An 18,191-nucleotide genomic window follows, 5' to 3' on the forward strand; every position below is an offset into this window, starting at 1 on the left:
TTCCCCCAGAAGGAGCTTCCGTCCATGTCGCCGATTCCATCCCGGCGTCTCGCGCTCGTGTGTCTTTCATTGGTGGCCGCCACCGCCTGCATGACCGGCCCGCACAACGGCACCACCACCGGGGACCCGGTGATTGGCGAGACCTTCCTGTTCGAGGGCTACTACCCCGAACCGAACATCCCCATCTCGCTCCAGGTCATGAACAATCCAGGCCTGGACCCGACCCTGGACTCCAACTGGTCCCAGTTCGCCACGGCCACCACGGTCACCACCCCCACCCCGTTCAACAGCACGGATCCGCTCTTCCACTGGAGCGTCACCGCAGCGCCGGTGCCGCACATCGGCTTCTCGCTGCGCTGGTCCACCGGCGGCCTGGTGAAGGTGCGCGCGGTGGCCAAGGACCCGGACGGCGACACGACGCTCTACACCTTCGACGACATCACCTACCCGGGCTGCTTCGCCGACAACGTCAACCAGCCCTGGAACGTGCTCGGCACCGAGTGCCAGGGCGTGGGCCTCAACCGCTCCGCCCTGGTCTCCACCCGCAACAGCCCCGTCGACGCGGCCCCGGGCGCGCGGACGGTGTTCCTGGGCAAGAAGCAGAGCAATCTCCCCAGCCAGGCCGCGGAGGAGGCGGAGACGCTGCAGTACTACGCGCAGATCCAGGCACCCGCGACGCTCGCCGCCTTCCGCACGAAGTTCGGCTTCCCCAACAGCGAGGTGACCGCGACCTACTACAACGACGGTGACCTGGGCATCGGCCGGGAGATGCACTGCCGCTCCTTCACCGTGCCGTCGCAGCCCAACGGCGTCGCCTGCTACGTGAGCAACTACGCCGACCAGCTCAACGGCGTGCCCGTCTTCGGCGGCAGCTCCGCCATCGCGCTCGCGGACGCGGTGAGCCGGACGAACGAGTTCGCCACCGTGGCCATGGTCTTCACCCCGCCCGCGAACACCGCCAACAGCGTCCAGTTCATGGTGTACGACGCCCAGGGGGCGCTGGCCCCCAAGGCGCAGCTCGACAACGCGGCCGACAACACCTTCGTGCCCGGCAACTGCCTGACGTGTCATGGCATCCGGGCGACGTACAACCCGGCCACCAACTCCGTGTCCGGCCAGGCGAAGTTCCTGCCCTTCGACGTCTTCAGCTTCAGGTACTCCAACGCCCCGGGCTTCACCTACGCCGAGCAGGCCAACGCGCTGCGCTCCCTCAACGACCTCATCACCCGGACCTCGCCCACGGCGGCCATCACCGACTTCATCACCGGCCTGTACGCGCCCAAGGCGGTGAGCGACGTGACGGCGATGGCCAACGACACCTACGTGCCCACCCAGTGGAAGCAGACCAAGCAGAAGGGCCTGTCGCTCTACAACGGCGTCGTGAAGCCCTACTGCCGCACCTGCCACATGTCCGCGGGGGACGGCAGCGCGTTCCTCGACCAGACCACCTTCGAGGCCTACGCGCCCATCATCAAGACGGAGGTCTGCGGCTCGGGCACCACCCGCACCATGCCCCAGGCGGAGCACGTGATGCGCAAGTTCTGGAAGAGCGGCGCGCGCGCCTACCTGGACCTGGGCCTGGACCTGCAATCCCACTGCAGGCCGTAGCGCCAGGACGGCGGCCTCCTCGGGGAGTCGCCTCCCGCGGAGGCCGCCTGACCTGGCCCCCACGGGCGCACGGCCTTCAATCGAACTCGAGCGCCCGCTGGAAGTCGGCGGGGTTGGAGGCCGCGCTCTGCGCCACCTCCAGGGTGATGATGCCCTCGCGGTACAGCTGCGTCAGGTGCTGGTCGAAGGACTGCATGCCGAACATGTCCCGGCCCTTCTCGATGACGTCCTTGAGCTCGCTGGCGCGGTCATCCCGGATGTACTGCTCCACCGTCTTGGTCTGCACCATGATTTCCAGCGCCACCGTGCGCCCCTTGCCGCTGGCGCGGGGCAACAGCCGCTGGGAGATGGTCCCCTTGAGGCAGTCCGCCAGGCGCATGCGCACCATGGTCTGCTCCTCGGCGGGGAACACCGACACCAGGCGGTTGATGGTGCGCGAGGCGTCGGTGGTGTGCACCGTGGAGAGCACCAGGTGGCCCGTCTCCGAGGCCTTCAGCGCGATGTCGATGGTCTCCGTGTCGCGCATCTCGCCCACCAGGATGACGTCCGGGTCCTGGCGCAGCGCCGCGCGCAGGGCGATGGCGAAGCCCTTGGTGTCCGGGCCAATCTCCCGCTGGGAGATGGAGGACTTGATGTTCTTGTAGATGAACTCGATGGGGTCCTCGATGGTGAGGACGTGCAGGTTCTCCGTGCGGTTGATGTGGTCGATCATCGACGCCAGCGTGGAGCTCTTGCCCGAGCCCGTCGCGCCCGTCACCAGCACCAGCCCGCGCTCGTTGCCGGCGATCTTCTTGAGCACCTGGGGCAGGCCCAGCCCGTCGATGGTGGGAATCTCATCCGGGATGATGCGCAGGATGCACGCCAGCGAGCCGCGCTGCCGGTAGATGTTGACGCGGAAGCGCGCCACGCCCGGCAGGCTGTACGACGCGTCGCACTCCTGCAGCTGGTCGATCTGCGGCTTGATGGCCGGGTCGGAGATGACGTGGATGGCCACCTGACGCGTGTGGTCCGCGTGGAGCTTCTCCATCTTCAAGGGCCGCAGCAGGCCATTCACCCGGTAGATGGGCGGGTCCCCAGGCCTGAAGTGGATGTCCGATGCGCCGTTCTGTACGCCGACCGCCAGGAGCTTGTTCAGTGTTGCCAGGTCCAGGTGAAGACCTCTCGGATGTGGAAGGCTTTGACTCTAGGCCAACACGCAAACCCTGCCCACGGTGGGCAGCGGTGCGCGCCAGACGCCCTTGTCACCGCTGACCCGCCTGGGTTCCAGACGGCACCCGTCAGAGTTTGCGCTCCTCGAAGCCCTGCTTGCGCAGCTTCGCGATGAGCGCGTCCGCCGCGGCGCGGGCTTTCTTCGCGTCCTTGAACTCGGTGCGCTGGCCACGCCCCGGCTCGCCCAGACTTCCCTGGCGCACCCACAACTCGCGGCCCACCACCGTCACGCCCCGGAAGTCCGTCTCCGCGTCCACGAAGAGCCGCTCCTCGTCGGGGCGCGCGGCCCGCGTCGCCTTCGCTCGCGACAGCGGACGGATGGACGAGACGGGCTTGACGGCCCACACCTGGTAGCGGACGCGAACCTCCGGCTTCGGGCCGTACTGGAACAGCACGCGCCAGCGGCCACCACCCGTGGACTCGAAGACGGCCTCACCCCAGCCCTTGAGCCCGGTGGTGGGGGACCTGGGCAGGAACGGCTCCAGCGTCTTCAGGAAGACCAGATAGTCGTTCTCCTGCTTCGCATGGCCAATCAGCCGCGTCCCCTCCGGCAACGACAGGTCCAGGTCTCCCCAGGCCGTGCGCCGCACCAGGGCGAGGTCCAGGAACACGTTGTTGCCCAGCAGGGGCGCGCACTTCCTCCAGAACTCCGCGGAGACGCGCACGTTGCGAGCGCCGACGAGCGTGGTCGATTCACCCATCCCAGCTGCGTAGCACGGCGCCGGTTGATGAACACAGGACATCCCTCTTTCGGGGAGGACTTCAAGGCGCCACCCTTCCCGAATGATTGCCCAGACACGCCTCCGTGCCCTGGAGTCTTTCGCATGCCCAGCCGTCAACGCCTCACGTCACCTGCCCTCGTGGCGGGGCTGCTCCTGTGGAACGCCACACCCGCCCTCGCCCAATCCCTGCACTCCGAGCGCGGAGGGCTCCAGTCCAGTCCGCTCGCCCACCGCCCCTCCCGCACCGCGGCGACGCTGGACCCGCTGCGCTCGCTGGCCCTGTCCGACCACGCCACCGTGTCTTCCTTCACCGCGCGCCGGGTGTTCGAGCAGCTCGTGCGTCAGGCCGGCGGCACGGGCCTCACCGCGGACCCGCTCTTCCGCCAGCTCTGGGACACACAGAACCCCGCGCCGGGCCAGCCGGACCTGCCCGGAGGTCCGCACTGTTCCGACGATGGGAACACCGTCAACGGAGCACCCTATGTCTGTCGAACCCTCGAGGGCGCCGAGGCGAGCCCCTCGACGGCCGCGCTCGACCGGTATGTGCTGGTGGGCCTCTTCAACCGCTTCGACCTGGCCCCGGTGGACGGCGCCCACTGCGGCGAGTACCGCATGTCCTTCGCCCGCTTCGTCCCGGCCCCGCAGGTGCGCGCCCGCAACCGCTTCATCCTGGAGGGCGTGCTCCCCAATCCCTCCCCCGCGCTGGGGCTGGAGGGGTGCCGTCCGGTGGCCCAGGCGTGGGCCACGCTCTCCACCCTGGAGGACCCCACCGAGCGGCGGGCGCTGCTGGACGCGCTCTTCTTCGAGGGCCTGGCCCCGGGCATTCCGCCCGTCATCCACATCCACCACTACGGGGACAACCCCGCGGGCGTCGGGCAGGTCCGCGTCAACATGTTCATGCAGCAGGGCATCGGCGCGCCCAACCCGTGGATGCTGCGCGAGTTCAAGCTGAAGCGCCGGTGTGACTCCACGGGCTGCTCCTTGCGCTTCCTCCCCACCACCGTGAAGTCGACGCCCCGGGGCGACTTCTTCAACCTCCAGAACCCCGGCCCCCTCGCGGTGGCCTTCCGGGACTATTTCGTCACGCAGGTGGAGGGCCTCGCGGTGGATGACTTCAACCGCTTCAACTACGTCGTCCCGGACGTCTACAACGCCGCGCAGAGCAGCTCGATGCCGTCGATGGGCAGCGTGGACGACTTCCTCGCCGAGTTCGACAAGACCGCCGCGCCCAACGCCTTCACCGACGCGCTCCAGGCCGAGCTCCAGCGAATCGGCAGCCCGCTGACGCCCCGTCAGCTCGTGGCGCGCGCCCAGGCGCTCTCCTGCGGCGGCTGCCACGACCTCAGCCGGGGCACCGACCTGGGGGGAGCCCCGGGCGTCTTCCCCCTCGACTTCATGCGCTTCGTCCAGACGCAGGACATCCTGTCACCGCAGCCGACGCCGGGGCCGGGCTCCCACTACCCCTTGTCCGCATCGCTGACGACGGCCTTCCTCCCCTTCCGCCAGCAGCTGCTCGGCGCCTTCCTGGACACGCCGGCCCTGGATGCACGCGTCGTCACCCCCGAGCGGGGACACGAGGTCCAGGCGGGCCAACCGTTCCAGGGGACGGTGACGCTCGAGAACACCGGCACCCTGGCCTGGCGCGACAGCACGGGCCTGCGAGCCGTCTCGCTCGACCAGACCGGGGATTTGAGATGGGCCCCCGGTGAAGCCATCCACCTGGGACAACAGAAGACGTTCGTCTTCACGCACACCGCGCCGACGACGCCGGGGCGCACCACCTACCGGTGGCGACTGCAGCGCGACGACCAGGCCTTCGGCCCGGAGCTGTCCTTCACCGTCGACGTCCCATGAGCCCCGGGCGGGCCCACGCCTACTGGATGGTGATGGGGATGTTGTAGAGGAAGCACACGGGGACCTTCTGGGGCTTGTACTCCCACCCCACCTTGAGTCCCTGGATGATGTCCTCATCCGCGCCGGGCACGGACTTCACTGGCGTGACCTCATACACGCTGCCGTTGGTGGCGACGCAGACCTTGTAGATGCCCTGCATCGTCTGCCCCCGGTGGCTCTGCTTGAAGACCTCCGACAGGCGGGGCGCCGTCTGGCGCACCACGTCCCGCTGGATGACGAAGGGCGGGACGTTCTTGGGCTTCACCGGCTCGGCCGGCCCCGTGCCTCCCACGGTGCCGCCGACGACGCCGCCCACCACCCCGCCCACCACGCCTCCGGCGACGCCGCCCTCCACCCCACCCTCCACGCCGCCTTCCTCCGGCGCCGAGGGCTCCGGCTCCGGCTCGGGTTCCGGCTCGAGGGGCTTCTGCTCGACAACTGGTTTGACCTCAACCGGTTGACGCAGCTCCGTCTTGGGCTTCTTCACCTCGGTCCGGGGCGTCGTCTTGCGCGCCGCGGGAGGTGGAGGAGGCGGCGGAGGCGGCGGGGGGGCCTTGACGAGGTTGAGCACCACGTCGATGGGCTCCTCCGTCTCGAGGACCATGGGCTTCACGAACAACACCAGCGCCGCCACGACGCCGACGTGGACCGCGACGGAGAAGGCGGCGAAGCCGAGGATGCGTGAGGAATGGGGGTCGGTCTGCTGCGCGAACATGCCGGAGCACGCCATACCACAAGCCCGATGAGACTCGTCGGGATGTAATCGTGCTGCATCAGCAGAACCGTGTGAGTGTCATGCAGACGGCACGCAACTGATACCTCTCGACGTGCCACTCGTGCTAGAGCGCCGCCACCTCGTCCCCATCCCCAGAGGTATTTTCCGTGCAGACAAAAATGAAGTGCGCACTCGGGCTCGTGGCAGCCCTGAGTGTGTCCTGTGGAGAGTCGACCGATGAGGTCGGCGACCGTTACCAGGGCGTCATCGACGCCTCGACGCTCGACACCAAGTTCCGGCCGACCAGCGGCAACTACCGGCCCACGACGGCCCGGGTGCGGGGCACCAGCGTGCCCTTCTACAACCTGGGACAGGTCGCCACCGAGCGCAAGGACGACCGGGGCGTCATCACCACCGCGGGCGTCCCCGTGGACGCGGAGGGCCGGCCGTTCCTGCCCGCCGCCCGCGCGGTGAACACGTCCTATGAGTTCGCCGAGGGCTGCGCCACCGGCAAGGCGGACTTCGACATCCGCACCGACAACTATCCGGAGACGGTGCAGTGGCCCGTCTTCACGAACCTGCCGCTGACCGTCACGGGCAACACGACGCCGCCGGTGCTCCCGCTGGTGAAGGTGACGCGCTGGAACGGCACGTCCTCCGAGCAGTGCAACTCCATCAAGGACGCCGCCTCCCTCACCAAGGGGAGCTTCGGCGGTGGCGCGGGCGACACGACGATTGCCCTGCGCGCCATCATCGACGTGTCCGCCATCCTCAACCCGCTGCGCACCGGCTCCGCCTACACCTCGCAGGGCGGCTGGTACCGCGGCCTGCAGCTGGCGTTCCTGGACGGCGGCGAAGTCCCCGTGGATGACCAGGGCAACCTGAAGGTGATGGACGGCGTGCTGGTCAGCCCGCCCACGGGCGCGCCCACCACGGAGACGCCCGTGTACCTGTTCTCCGCCATCCCCGGCGAGGAGGGCTGGTCCCCGGTGGTGCGCCTGCGCACCTTCACGGCGACCACCGCGAAGCCCGCCTCCAGCTACACCGGCCTGTGCACGGACGTGTGCGCGGAGACCGAGCTGAACATCAGCACCCTCAACCGGTACGCCGGCGTGCTCTTCGTCGTCGGGAGCTCCCTGTGAGCGCCCCTTCCCCTGTCCCGAGCCCTTCCATGAAGACGCCTGTTTGTCGTGGCGGTGGCGCGCTCGCGCTGCTGCTGCTCGCGCTGGTCGCGAGCCTCCCCCTCCCCGCGCTCGCCGCCGGCCAGAACTACGGCCGCATGGCCGGCTACGTCTATGACCCGACGGGTGCGCCGCTCGCCGAGGTGCCCCTCACGGTGACGGGCCCCGCGCTGCAGCAGCCCCAGTCGCGCACCAGCGGCGAGGACGGCCGCTTCGAGTTCGACACCCTGCCCCCCGGCGAGGGCTACGTCCTCGAGGTGAACGTCCCGGGCTTCGCCCCCATCAAGAAGGCGGGCATCACCGTCCTCCTGGGCCAGGCCACGCAGGTGGACGTGAAGCTGGAGGTGTTCACCGAGCAGACGGCGGTGGCCACCTACGAAATCGTCGAGAAGGTCAACCCCATCATGAACCCGGACTCCGCGCAGACGGGCGCGGTGCTCAACGCGGAGAAGGCGGCCACCTCGCCCGTCTTCACCCAGGTGCAGGCCATGCCGCAGCTGGTCGCCGGCGTGGGCAACGGCAACGCGCCCAGCCTGCGCGCCGGTCTGTCGCGCTACGGCAAGTTCTACATCGACGGCATGGACACGTCCGACGTGGTGGACGGCAGCATCAGCTCGCCGATGAGCTTCTACGCGGTGGAGAACTTCGAGGTCATCACCGGCGGTCTGGACGCGCAGTACAACTCGCTGGGCCTCATCGAGAACGTCGTCAGCAAGAGCGGCTCCAACAAGTTCACCTACGACGTGACGATGATTCTGTCGCCGGCGTGGGCCAACGCGAAGTACCGGGGCGCGGCCAACCAGAGCCCCAACGTGGCCAACTACACCCAGAACGAGGTGGCGCTGTCGGAGACGGCCTTCTACAGCCCGCTGGTCGGCGTGGGCGGCCCCATCATCAAGGACAAGCTGTGGTTCTACGTCTCCGGTCAGTGGAACTTCTCCAAGCGCGACACGCCGCTGGGTGAGGAGAGCCGCACGTCCGACACCCAGACGCGCCTGGCCCGCCTGAAGCTCACCTGGCAGCCCACGACCAAGGACCGCGTGTCCCTGGCGTTCAACTACGACAACAACACCATCACCAACCAGGTCTCCTCCACGTTCGCGACGCCGGACGCGGAGACGCAGATCGACCGCGGCGGCTTCTTCGCCATCGTCAACTACGACCGGACCATCTCCGACAACATCCTCTTCCAGCTGCAGACGGGCGCCACCTACAAGGACATCTGGCAGGGCCCGATGAACGAGGACTCGGACGACATCGCCCACATCTACAACAGCGTCACGTACCGCAACGCCGGCGCGCTGCGCAACGAGGTGGGCAACCTGGTGACCGAGAAGCGCATGCGCTACCAGTTCGACCCGACGCTGCTCTTCAAGGTGAAGAACCACCAGATGAAGGCCGGCTTCCAGTTGAGCTACCTGAGCGGCAAGAAGACGGCGCAGGTGATTGGCAACCAGCGCTTCAACGACCGCAACGGCGAGTGCAACCCGGACGATCCGGAGACGTTCGCGTTCTGCAACGAGCGCATCGACTTCTACAACACCGACGGCGTGCGGGGCGCGCTGACCACCGAGGCCGGGACGCTCATCTCCGGCGCCTTCCTCCAGGACCGCTGGAACGTCAACCGCTACCTGACGCTGGTCGCGGGTCTGCGCGCGGACGTGGGCCGGCTGTACGGCGACAACAACCAGTTCATCACCAACCTGGTGGGCATCGGCCCGCGTCTGTCCGCGACGGTGGACCCGTTCGGCAACCGCACCACGCTCATCAAGGCGCACTACGGCCGCTCCAACGAAGTGGGCGACGTGTTCATCGCGCAGCACGCCAACCCGGAGCTGCTCCAGGTGCGCTCCACGTTCGCCGGTGGCGCCTTCGCGGACTGCGCGCCGGACACCGTGGGCAACCCGCAGTGCAGCGTGGCGGGCGGGGCCTCGGGCCGCTTCTTCGACAAGTCCAACCACACGCCGCCGCACGTGGACGAGCTGTCGCTCGGCCTGCACCACGCCATCACCGAGGGCGCGGTCATCGGCCTGGACATGACCTACCGCAAGTACTCCAACATGTGGGTGGACGAGGAGATCAACCGCATCTGGGATCCGTCCGGCACGCGCGTGGCCGGCTACGTGGACGGCATCAACCACACGGTGGTGAAGATCCACAACCCGGACGACGCGTGGCGTGACTACCGCGGCCTGGACGTGTGGGCGCAGGGCCGCACGGGCCCGTGGGACCTGCTGGCCAGCTACACCCTGGCGTTCAGCAACGGCACGGTGGGTGATTACTTCGACGGCTACGGCGCCAACCCGCGCTTCAAGCACTTCTTCGAGGGTCCGTCCCCCGAGGACATCCGCCACACGCTCAAGGGCGCCATCGGGTACACCACCCGGTTCGGCCTCGACTTCGGCGTGCGCTTCAACTACCGCACGGGCGCGCCCATGTGGATGTTCCAGGAAGGCACCGTGGACCGTCAGCGCGTGGCGCGCTCGGACCGCGGCACCGGCCACTCGTACAACACCAACACGGGCATCCCGGACTTCAATGACCCGGCGGCCATCTCCGAGCTGCGTCAGCCCAGCCAGTTCCTGTTCGACGTCCAGGCCCGGTACGACCTGAACCGCATCGTCCAGACGAAGGAGACGAAGATGGAGCTCACGCTCATCTTCTTCAACGTCCTCAACAACAGCGACGTGACGTTCGTCCAGGAGCAGTGGCGCGCCACCAACAACCGGTTCGGCACCGCCACGAGCCGCCGCAGCCCGATGCAGGCCGAGCTGCTGCTGCGCGTGCGCAACTAGCCACATCGCCTCACCACGGGGCCCTCGCTTCCATCCTGGGAGGCGAGGGCCCTTGAATCAGGCGGGGCCGCGTTCTAGAGGGGCGTGTGACTTCCGCCCTCCGTCCGCTCCGCCTCGGGCTCCTGTCGGCCCTCGTCGTCTCCTGCGCCTCGCATCCTCCCGCGCCGGAGGCTCCCCCCACGGCACCCGCCGCCGTCCAGGCCGCGCCCGAGCCGGTGCGCCTGAGCGTGGTGGGGACCAATGACTTGCATGGCTGGGTGATGCCGTCGCGCGGGAATCTGGCGGACGGCACGGCCGTGGAGCAGGGAGGGCTCGCCACGTTCGCGGGCTACCTGTCCATCTTGCGCGCGGAGAACCCGGACGGGGTGCTGCTGTTGGACGGAGGCGACCTGTTCCAGGGCACGCTCGCCTCCAACCTGACCGAGGGCGCGGTGGTCATCGACGCGATGAACACGCTCGGATACGTGGCCTCCGCGCTGGGCAACCACGAGTTCGACTACGGCCCGGTGGGGCCGCGCTCGGTGGCGATGGAGGGGGATGACCCGTTCGGCGCGCTCAAGGCGCGCATCACCCAGGCGCGCTTCCCGATTCTCGGGGTGAACGTCACCGACGCGCAGACGGGCGTGAGCCCCACGTGGCTGGGGAACACGGGCACGCTGCTGGTGGAGCGGCGCGGGGTGAAGGTGGGCATCGTGGGGATTGCGACGCCGCACACGCCGGAGGTCACCAACCCCGTGAACGTGGCGAGCCTGCGCTTCGCGCCGCTGGCGTCCTCGGCGCTCGCCGCGGCCACCGACCTGCGCGCGCGGGGTGCGGAGGTGGTCATCGCGATCGCCCACGCGGGCGCGGTGTGCAAGCGGCACGACGACCCTCGGGACATCTCGTCGTGTGACAGGGGCGACAGCGAAATCATCGAGATGCTGGAGGCCCTGCCGGAGGGCACGCTGGACGCGGTGGTGGCCGGGCACACGCATCAGCCGGTGGGGCACTTCGTCCGGGGCACGCCGGTCATCGAGACGTCGGGCCGGGGCCGGGCGTTCGGGTTGGTGGAGCTGTTCGTGGACCCGACGACGCGCAAGGTGCTGCCCGAGCGCACGACGATGCAGGGCTCCATCCCGGTGTGCGAGCGGGTGGAGGCGACCTTGGGGACGTGTGACGAGCGCAAGCTGAAGGACCGCAACAAGGTGGAGCTGGTGGCGGCGACGTTCCGCGGGCAGCCGGTGGTGGCGGACGCGGCGCTGGGGACGCAGCTGGCCGGGGCGCTCGCGAAGGTGGAGGAGATGCAGAAGCGCCCGCTGGGCATCCGCGTGCCGCAGAAGCTGACGCGCGACTACGACGCGGAGAGCCCGCTGGGCAACGTGCTGGCGGACGCGCTGAACCAGCTGGGCATGACGGGCATCGCCGTCATCAACAGCGGCGGGCTGCGCGCGGACCTGCCCGCGGGAGAGCTGACGTACGGAGCCATCTTCGAGGTGCTCCCGTTCGACAACACGCTCTCGGTCGTCACCCTCACGGGGGCGCAGCTGACGAAGCTCCTGGAGGGGGCCTACTCGCGCAAGGGCGGGACGCTCCAGGTGGCGGGGCTGAAGGTGCACCTGGAGCAGTGCAACGGCGTGACGCGGATGGTCTCCGTCACGAAGGCGAACGGGAAGCCCATCGAGCCCAACAAGCTCTTCCAGGTGGCCATGCCGGACTTCCTCGCGCGGGGGGGCAGCGGGATGGACGAGGTGCTCAAGACGCTGCCTCCCGGGAGCGTCAATCTGGGCGAGAGCCAGGCGCTGACGCTGCGTGACGCGCTCGTGGCGCACTGGAGGCTGAGGGGCAAGCCGCTGGCGGCGCCGACGCCCGGACGCATCCTGCGCCAGAGCGCGGCAGCGGACTGCGCCGTGAAGGCCTCGGACCGGAACTGAGGTCGTGAGGCAGGGCGCCGCGACGTCAGCGGCGCCTCAGCGCCTTCGCTCGTGCGGCGTCACGACGGGACGGGGCACTGGTTGTCATAGACAGTGACCGGTGCCTCGGAATCCGCGCTGCAGCTCACCCGAACTTCAGCGCGCGAGACTCATCGACGCGGTCCTGCGGGTTCTGGTGCAGGTAGCGCAGGAGGTGGTGGCTGAACTCGCCCGAGTGTCCGAAACGCACGCCCAGGCGGTGCTCCGCGCGCAGCGTGTTCTCCGAGAGGTCCGTCCCACGGATGGTCTCGTACTCCTCCCGGTTGTTGTAGTCGCACAGGGGGAACTGGCCGCGGGACGTTCCATGCGCGTTGTGCAGGGCGTGGATGAGTTCGTGGGCGATGGTCAGGAACAGCGGCGTCGCCAGGGGATTCTTCAGTCCATCGAACGCGACGAAGGACGCATCCGAGATTCGTGGGTCGATGGCGATGAGGGAGCCGCTGCCGGAGTCCGGGAGCTTCGGGAGCTCACTTCCGGTGATGATGTCGATGTTGGCCTTCGCGCTGCCCATGGCCTGGGCCATGCCCTGAATCGTCCCCGCTTCCGAGAACACCCCTGTCACCGCGGGGCCCAGGTCGCCGCTGGACATGTCATCCGGGACGACCATGCCACACCGCCTGTTGAGCTCTCGAATCCCGTGACGAAGGGATTGCGCCGACAGGACGGTGGACTGCGTCCGCGGGATGATCTTCACCTTCTTGCCCAGCGCCAGCAGTTGGCTGACGAGGCTGCGGCCCCCCGCGGTGGACAACATGCGCGCGAAGGCCGCCAGGACCGTCACCCGGAATCCCTCGACGCGCTCGGGGTTCCGACGAATCGGATAGGCGACGACATGGTCGGTGTCGAGGACCTCGATGGCCCCGTTGCCCCCCTTGAGCGCCCGCCACGCCAGGCCGGTCACCATGTCGTCTGCATCCATGGCGTAGACCTGAGGCTCCGGCATCACCTCCTGGATGACCGCCGTGTGCTCGGACTGGATGACCTGCAGGAACATGAGCAGGTTGATGAACACCGCGTGCCCGACGTCCCCGGTGCGGGCCAGTTGGGGATTCGCGGTGAGGAAATCGTAGACGCTGTGCTCGACGAGGCAGAGCGACGACTGCCGCTGGCGGTAACGCTCGCCTCGAATCTCCAGATAGTCCGCCCAGAAGCTCTCGATGGTCCCGAACAAGTCCAGGCGCGCAACCGAGCCATCCATGCGATTGCGAATCGCGCGCGTCAGCGCGATGACCTGGGCCTTCGTCGGGAGATTCTGGAGCAAGGGCATGCTGACTCTCCTGGTTTCCTGGAGTAACTGCAAACACCAGACCAGGGTACGCTCGCACGAAGCCAGACATACGCTCTCCCCTCCGGGCTCGCGGTGCGCGTCACCGCGGGACGCGTGTGCGTCCGGGGAGGAAGCGCGCCCAGAAAGCCGCTGCGGGCCCGCGACACCTCCTGGCTTTCACCCAGACACCCTACGCGGGCGCGCCCGGCGAGTTCCCGTGGACTCATCGACCGGCTGAGTCATTTCATCGGAGCAGTCGCCTGGCGGACGGGACGACCGAAACGGCCGCCCCTCCGCCTCGTCGTCAGAGACGAGACCTCACGCCGAAACGCTCCGGGAGTCCGGAGGCAGCGTGGGCTCCAGGACCACGAGCCCATAGCGGCTCGCGCCCTCGTTCCCCGAGGCGAACTCACTCTGCCGCTGCACGCAATCACTGACCTGCTGGGCGGCATCCGGACCGGTGAAAGTCTGGGTGTAGGTGCCTCCCGGCGGCGACGACATGCCCGCCACGACCCAGTTCCCGGGCGCGGACTGGTGGATGCGGTACTCCTCTTCCGAGATGCGCTCCACGATGACCCAGTGCCCTATCGCGGAGTCCGGATTGCCCGCGCTGTCCAGGGGGCGCATGACGACGGCGCGCGACTCTCCCACGGGCATGTCCGCCAGCGAGGTCAACGTCGGCGGAGGGTCCGGAAGCGGGGCCGCCTCGGAGGTGAACGTCTCCACCGCATTGAAGGACAGCGACTCCCCGGTGGATGACACCGGCAGACTCACCGCGAGGCCCTCCTCCGAAACCTGCTGCCCCACGACCTGTGCCCAGACCGTGTTTGAGGAGTTCTTCAGGTAATCCGCCGCCGCGCCATCCCGCGTCGCCTGCGAGGACCAACCCGGCACAACAGCCCCCAGGAAGTCCCATGCGAAGGTGGCGCACCAGTTGGCGGCGGCGTCATCTCGCACCTGCTTCGCGTCCGGTTCGAAGAGGTAGACCGAGCCGGCCTGGTGCGTCACCGCCCCCAGCCACTCGTATTGCGTGTACGGGATGTTGACGGAGTTCCACTCCTTCCCTTCGTTCAGGAAGGCCTGCCCCGCCTCCGGGTCCCAGGTCGGGCGCGTCGGCACGGGGGTGGGAGTCTCATCGCGGATGAACTGCGACGTGACGACACGCGGACGCCCCCCATCGAGCAGGTGGGAACGCCCCCTGTCCCGAGCATCCGGACCTTCGACGAATTGATCCACTGGCCTTCGCGCCACTTCGACCTTCGCCAAGGCCTCGGGCGTCACCGCGGCCCGAGCTCCCTGCGTCGGACGGTGGACCCGTGCCGTCTGCGGCGACTTCACTCGCCAATCGCTCATATCCCCCTCGACTTTCCCGGCCCCCAAGGCCGGACCACTGGAATCCCTACAGACGGCACATCAGCCCTTTCAAAACACCCCTGGCCCCGCAGATGTCATCAGCAGTTCCGCGTGCACAGGGTCGGATTGGGCACAGGGCGCACCGTGGCGCTGCTCCCGCACATGTACTTCTCAGCGCTGCAATTCCACTCATACCACTGGACGGTACCGCCAGAGGGTGGAGTGTACTTGTACTGCTTGCAGTCCCAGTACTTCCACCGGAACCTCGTCGTGCCGCAATCCGGGTCAGAGTACCCACCCTGCCCCCACTGCTGGCAGGCGTTCTGCTCCGTACCAGCCTGACACACACGCTGCTCCACGCTGTCCAGGTCACCCTCCAACTCCGGCTCGACGCCTCCGCCGCAGGCGCTCATGCCGGCGACCACTGCTCCCAGGAACAGCGACCGCACAAAGTGCTTCGACATGGTCGGACTCCTTTGGTTGTCTATCCGCCCCCAGCCAAGGGATGTTGGACGCGGCGGAGCGAAGCGTGGCCAGCAGGTGCGTGCCTTATGGCAGACGGGCTGTTTCGTTTCGAATTAAGCGCAATTAACCTCGATTAACGCAGCCCATGGAGCGCTCGAGGGAACTCACCCCGGCCCCGAAGTGCTCCGCGGGGACGCACAGAACCCGGCGAAGGCTTTTCGCGTCCCCCGTTCAGGTGGCTGCAACCCCGAACGAGGAGTCCCCCGACATGTCGAAACACCCCGCCCCGCGCGCTCGGACCGTGCTGTCCTCCGCGCTCTCTGCCCTCCTGCTCGCCGCCTGTGGTCCCCAGGGTACCGAGGCGCCTCCCGCCGAGGCCCCCGCGCCCGAGGCCACCGAGCAGGGCACCGTCCTGCACGAGCTCAAGCTGAGCAACACCCGCAGCGTGCGCTTCATCGAGTCCGCCCCGGGCGACGTCTTCGTCGCCGAGTCGGGCCACATGGACCTCGACGCCGCCCACCTCCAGGAGGCCATGAAGACGGAGTCCACCCAGGGCAAGACGCTGGCGGACGTCTACCTCGCCCTCGTGCCCGGAGCGACCCGCGAGGACGTCCCCGCCGCCCTCGTCGCCGCCCAGGGCCGCGTCGCCATGGCGCGCCACCTCCAGGAGCGCGAGGCCGCCCGGAGCGAGGGCCGCGCCGCCCTGAACGCCCCGCTCGCCGAGGGCCCCTCCGCCCTGAACACCGAGCGCGGCCCCTCCGCCGCCAGCCTCAACGACACCTGGGACTGGGTGGGTGACAAGAATTGGTTCCAGTCCAACTTCTGTGCCACCACCGCCACCCAGAGCCGCACCTGTATCATGGACTACTGGTACGGCTCCTACAGCGGCGTGAAGGACAACACCGTCTACTTCCGCGCCGTGGGCCTCGCGGCCGGCTTCGACTCCACCGCGTACTTCTATACGCAGTACAAGTCCTGCGGCTTCTGGCCCTGGGATGGCTGTGAATGGAAGGTGAACTACAGCACCACCCTCCAGGCCCGCCACTACATGATGGTCACCTGGGACACGGGCCCGCGCTCGCGCTGGGCCGGCATCGACCAGAGCTCGGACCGCGTGTACCTCAGCACCATCTGGAGCACGTCGTCCTCCAACCCGCCGCCCGCGCAGGAGCCGTGCACCGTCTACGCCCGCGCCCACGCCACCACCTGCTACAACCTGGACGGCACCCCCTCCTCCATCTCCAACACGCTGTGCGCGGACGCCTGCGCGGGCTCGTACTCCACCGCGTCGCAGTGGGCCACCCAGGCCCTCGGCACCCAGACGTGCCTGGGCGCCTACGCCGGCTGCTGCCTCTACTACGTCGACCAGAACTTCAACCGCTGCGGCGGGTGACCCGTCGCGATGAAGCCCAGGCCCCCAACCCGGGTGCCTGGGCTCCTGGCAGCGGCCAACGCCCTACCCCTTGCGCAGCCCCACCACCTCGCCGTAACCGCCGGGGATGAAGAACTGGTGCGTCTCCATGCCCATGATGCGCAGGGCCGTGGTGACGACGTCCGCGGAGCGGGGCACGCGCTTCTGCGTCTGTCCCGTCTCCTCGATGATGTCCACCGGGACGCCGAGGCCGCGCGTCGTGTACGTGCCCACCTGCCGGTTGTGGGCCACGTTGCCGCCGGCGAACACCACCGAGGTGTACGGGTGGTGGTCGTCCGGCAGGTTGTAGCTGCCGTCATTCGAGCGGGACGCCCAACTCCGCCCGAACTCGCTCATCACCAGCACCAGCGTGTCGTCGAGCAGCGTCTTGCCCGGCTTGCCCGGCGCGGCAGTCGCCTTCATCTCCCCCAGGAAGCGCGCCACGCAGTCCATCAACCCCCGGCCGTGCGCGCAGCTGTAGGCGTGCCCGCCGCCGTTGTGCGTGTCGAAGTCGAGCCGCAGCGACACGTGCACCGACGTGGCCAGGTCCGCCTTGAGCAGGCGCAGCGCCATGTCCATCCGCGGGTCCAACCCCACCAGGTGGAAGTTCGCGTTGCCGAACGTGTACGTGAAGGACTCGTTCAGGTAGCTCGACAGGTACGCGGGCCGGTTCGTCTTCAGCGTGTCGATGCCCTTGGTCTTCTCCAGCACCGACACCACGTCCGTCGCCAAGACGCGCGAGACGCTCGCCAGCGAGCCGTGCAGGCCCTCCAGGTAGTTGTCCACCTTCGCCGTCGAGCGCCCCAGCCGGGGCTGCGCCTGGCCCAACGAGTAGCGCTCCACCGTGGTCGTCTTCAGCATGGCCCCGGTGGGCTCGCCCTTCGCGTTGAGCTCCGGCCCCTCGGTGCGCGCCTCCAGCCCGTTCCACCAGGCGTTGTCGGCCGCCTTGCCGGAGAGCATCGGCTTGAGCGCGTCGATGGACGGCACCCCCACGGGCCCCGCGTGGGAGGGCAGGCCCATGCCGGACGGCATGCCCCGCTCACCCGACACCACCACGAACGGCAGCGGCCGGCTCTCCCGGTGCCGCTCGTACAGGTGGTTGGCGATGACCGAGTGCACCGCCGGCGCCCGGTAGTCCGCGCCCGCCACGCCGCACATCGCGGAGATGAAGGCGCTCGCGTGGTCATTGGTGCCCTGGTCGATGCCGTGCAGCACGCTCAACTGCTCGTGCAGCGCATAGTGCTGATAGCCATACATCAGCGGGCTGAAGGAGCCGCGGGCCGCGGGGTTCGCCGGGTCCCACGACTGCCAGGTCCGCAGCGGCTTGTACGGGCCGTTGGGGGCCGCCAGGTTCACCACCTTGCTGGCATCGAAGAAGACGGGCTCGCTGCTGAAGCCCGCGGGCGGCGGGACGCAGAGCGGAATCTCCGCGTCCTCCATCGGCGTGAAGTAGTACGCCGGACGAAAGCCGCCCGGGACATAGAGCACCACGAGCCGGGAGGGGACGTCCGCGTCCGCGGCGTGCGCGGTGCCGGAGCCCAGCAGCCCCGCCTTCTCCAGGAGCGCCAGCTGGCTTGCGCCCAGGGCCCACTTGAGCAACGTGCGTCGAGAGGTGTTGAGCAT

The 18,191-nt window shown here is 68.6% G+C and carries 13 protein-coding genes; 6 read left to right on the forward strand and 7 right to left on the reverse strand.

The features are described from left to right. The first annotated feature begins 24 nt into the window (after positions 1–24). Positions 25–1,608 (forward strand): hypothetical protein, encoded by a 1,584-nt coding sequence (locus LXT21_RS02885; protein WP_254036537.1) that lies wholly within the window; start codon positions 25–27, stop codon positions 1,606–1,608. A 76-nt stretch (positions 1,609–1,684) separates the two neighbouring features. On the opposite strand, the gene LXT21_RS02890 is transcribed toward LXT21_RS02885, so the two are convergent. Beyond that, the gene (locus tag LXT21_RS02890) at positions 1,685–2,758 is read right to left on the reverse strand and encodes a type IV pilus twitching motility protein PilT (RefSeq protein WP_254036924.1); all 1,074 of its coding nucleotides are present in this window, start codon (positions 2,756–2,758) and stop codon (positions 1,685–1,687) included. Positions 2,759–2,885: 127 nt separating this feature from the next. Then, positions 2,886–3,518 (reverse strand): hypothetical protein, encoded by a 633-nt coding sequence (locus tag LXT21_RS02895; protein WP_254036538.1) that lies wholly within the window; start codon positions 3,516–3,518, stop codon positions 2,886–2,888. 123 nt (positions 3,519–3,641) lie between these two features. Between LXT21_RS02895 and LXT21_RS02900 the strand changes: the two genes are divergently transcribed. Next, positions 3,642–5,393 (forward strand): NBR1-Ig-like domain-containing protein, encoded by a 1,752-nt coding sequence (locus tag LXT21_RS02900; protein ID WP_254036539.1) that lies wholly within the window; start codon positions 3,642–3,644, stop codon positions 5,391–5,393. A gap of 19 nt (positions 5,394–5,412) precedes the next feature. Here the strand turns inward: LXT21_RS02900 and LXT21_RS02905 are convergent, their stop codons facing one another. Further along, positions 5,413–6,147, reverse strand: a complete 735-nt coding sequence (locus tag LXT21_RS02905) for a PaxA (protein WP_254036540.1) — start codon at positions 6,145–6,147, stop codon at positions 5,413–5,415. Positions 6,148–6,347: 200 nt separating this feature from the next. Here LXT21_RS02905 and LXT21_RS02910 point away from each other — a divergent pair, with 200 nt between their 5' ends. The 3 genes from LXT21_RS02910 to LXT21_RS02920 all read left to right on the forward strand — a co-directional run bounded on the left by LXT21_RS02910 (position 6,348) and on the right by LXT21_RS02920 (position 12,033). Continuing rightward, entirely contained in the window at positions 6,348–7,289 is a 942-nt protein-coding gene (locus tag LXT21_RS02910; RefSeq protein ID WP_254036541.1) for a hypothetical protein, read from the forward strand. A gap of 29 nt (positions 7,290–7,318) precedes the next feature. Further along, on the forward strand, positions 7,319–10,123 hold the full coding sequence (locus tag LXT21_RS02915) for a TonB-dependent receptor (RefSeq protein ID WP_254036542.1): 2,805 nt from the start codon (positions 7,319–7,321) through the stop codon (positions 10,121–10,123). A gap of 86 nt (positions 10,124–10,209) precedes the next feature. Further along, positions 10,210–12,033 carry a bifunctional metallophosphatase/5'-nucleotidase gene (locus tag LXT21_RS02920; RefSeq protein WP_254036543.1) on the forward strand — a complete coding sequence of 608 codons (1,824 nt, stop codon included), beginning with the start codon at positions 10,210–10,212 and terminating at the stop codon, positions 12,031–12,033. Between the two features lie 124 nt (positions 12,034–12,157). Here LXT21_RS02920 and LXT21_RS02925 read toward each other — a convergent pair whose 3' ends face one another. From LXT21_RS02925 to LXT21_RS02935, 3 genes are all read right to left on the reverse strand, one after another. After that, positions 12,158–13,339 (reverse strand): type III secretion system effector protein, encoded by a 1,182-nt coding sequence (locus LXT21_RS02925; protein WP_254036544.1) that lies wholly within the window; start codon positions 13,337–13,339, stop codon positions 12,158–12,160. A 318-nt stretch (positions 13,340–13,657) separates the two neighbouring features. After that, on the reverse strand, positions 13,658–14,458 hold the full coding sequence (locus LXT21_RS02930) for a hypothetical protein (protein WP_254036545.1): 801 nt from the start codon (positions 14,456–14,458) through the stop codon (positions 13,658–13,660). A 332-nt stretch (positions 14,459–14,790) separates the two neighbouring features. Continuing rightward, a complete protein-coding gene (locus LXT21_RS02935) occupies positions 14,791–15,156 on the reverse strand; it encodes a hypothetical protein (protein WP_254036546.1) in 366 nt (121 codons plus the stop codon). A 269-nt stretch (positions 15,157–15,425) separates the two neighbouring features. Here LXT21_RS02935 and LXT21_RS02940 point away from each other — a divergent pair, with 269 nt between their 5' ends. Beyond that, positions 15,426–16,550 carry a hypothetical protein gene (locus LXT21_RS02940; protein ID WP_254036547.1) on the forward strand — a complete coding sequence of 375 codons (1,125 nt, stop codon included), beginning with the start codon at positions 15,426–15,428 and terminating at the stop codon, positions 16,548–16,550. Between the two features lie 63 nt (positions 16,551–16,613). On the opposite strand, the gene LXT21_RS02945 is transcribed toward LXT21_RS02940, so the two are convergent. After that, positions 16,614–18,191: a DUF1501 domain-containing protein gene (locus tag LXT21_RS02945; protein ID WP_254036548.1), complete on the reverse strand. Its 1,578-nt coding sequence runs from the start codon at positions 18,189–18,191 to the stop codon at positions 16,614–16,616.

This window comes from Myxococcus guangdongensis (assembly GCF_024198255.1).
Classification (GTDB): domain Bacteria; phylum Myxococcota; class Myxococcia; order Myxococcales; family Myxococcaceae; genus Myxococcus; species Myxococcus guangdongensis.

What these genes read in the sequence shown, in the direction of transcription:
- LXT21_RS02900 (WP_254036539.1), top strand. Translation starts at nt 3,642, where the DNA reads ATGCCCAGCCGTCAACGCCTCACGTCACCTGCCCTCGTGGCGGGGCTG.
- LXT21_RS02940 (WP_254036547.1), top strand. Translation starts at nt 15,426, where the DNA reads ATGTCGAAACACCCCGCCCCGCGCGCTCGGACCGTGCTGTCCTCCGCG.
- LXT21_RS02935 (WP_254036546.1), bottom strand. Translation starts at nt 15,156, where the DNA reads ATGTCGAAGCACTTTGTGCGGTCGCTGTTCCTGGGAGCAGTGGTCGCC.
- LXT21_RS02885 (WP_254036537.1), top strand. Translation starts at nt 25, where the DNA reads ATGTCGCCGATTCCATCCCGGCGTCTCGCGCTCGTGTGTCTTTCATTG.
- LXT21_RS02915 (WP_254036542.1), top strand. Translation starts at nt 7,319, where the DNA reads ATGAAGACGCCTGTTTGTCGTGGCGGTGGCGCGCTCGCGCTGCTGCTG.
- LXT21_RS02905 (WP_254036540.1), bottom strand. Translation starts at nt 6,147, where the DNA reads ATGTTCGCGCAGCAGACCGACCCCCATTCCTCACGCATCCTCGGCTTC.
- LXT21_RS02945 (WP_254036548.1), bottom strand. Translation starts at nt 18,191, where the DNA reads ATGCTCAACACCTCTCGACGCACGTTGCTCAAGTGGGCCCTGGGCGCA.
- LXT21_RS02925 (WP_254036544.1), bottom strand. Translation starts at nt 13,339, where the DNA reads ATGCCCTTGCTCCAGAATCTCCCGACGAAGGCCCAGGTCATCGCGCTG.
- LXT21_RS02895 (WP_254036538.1), bottom strand. Translation starts at nt 3,518, where the DNA reads ATGGGTGAATCGACCACGCTCGTCGGCGCTCGCAACGTGCGCGTCTCC.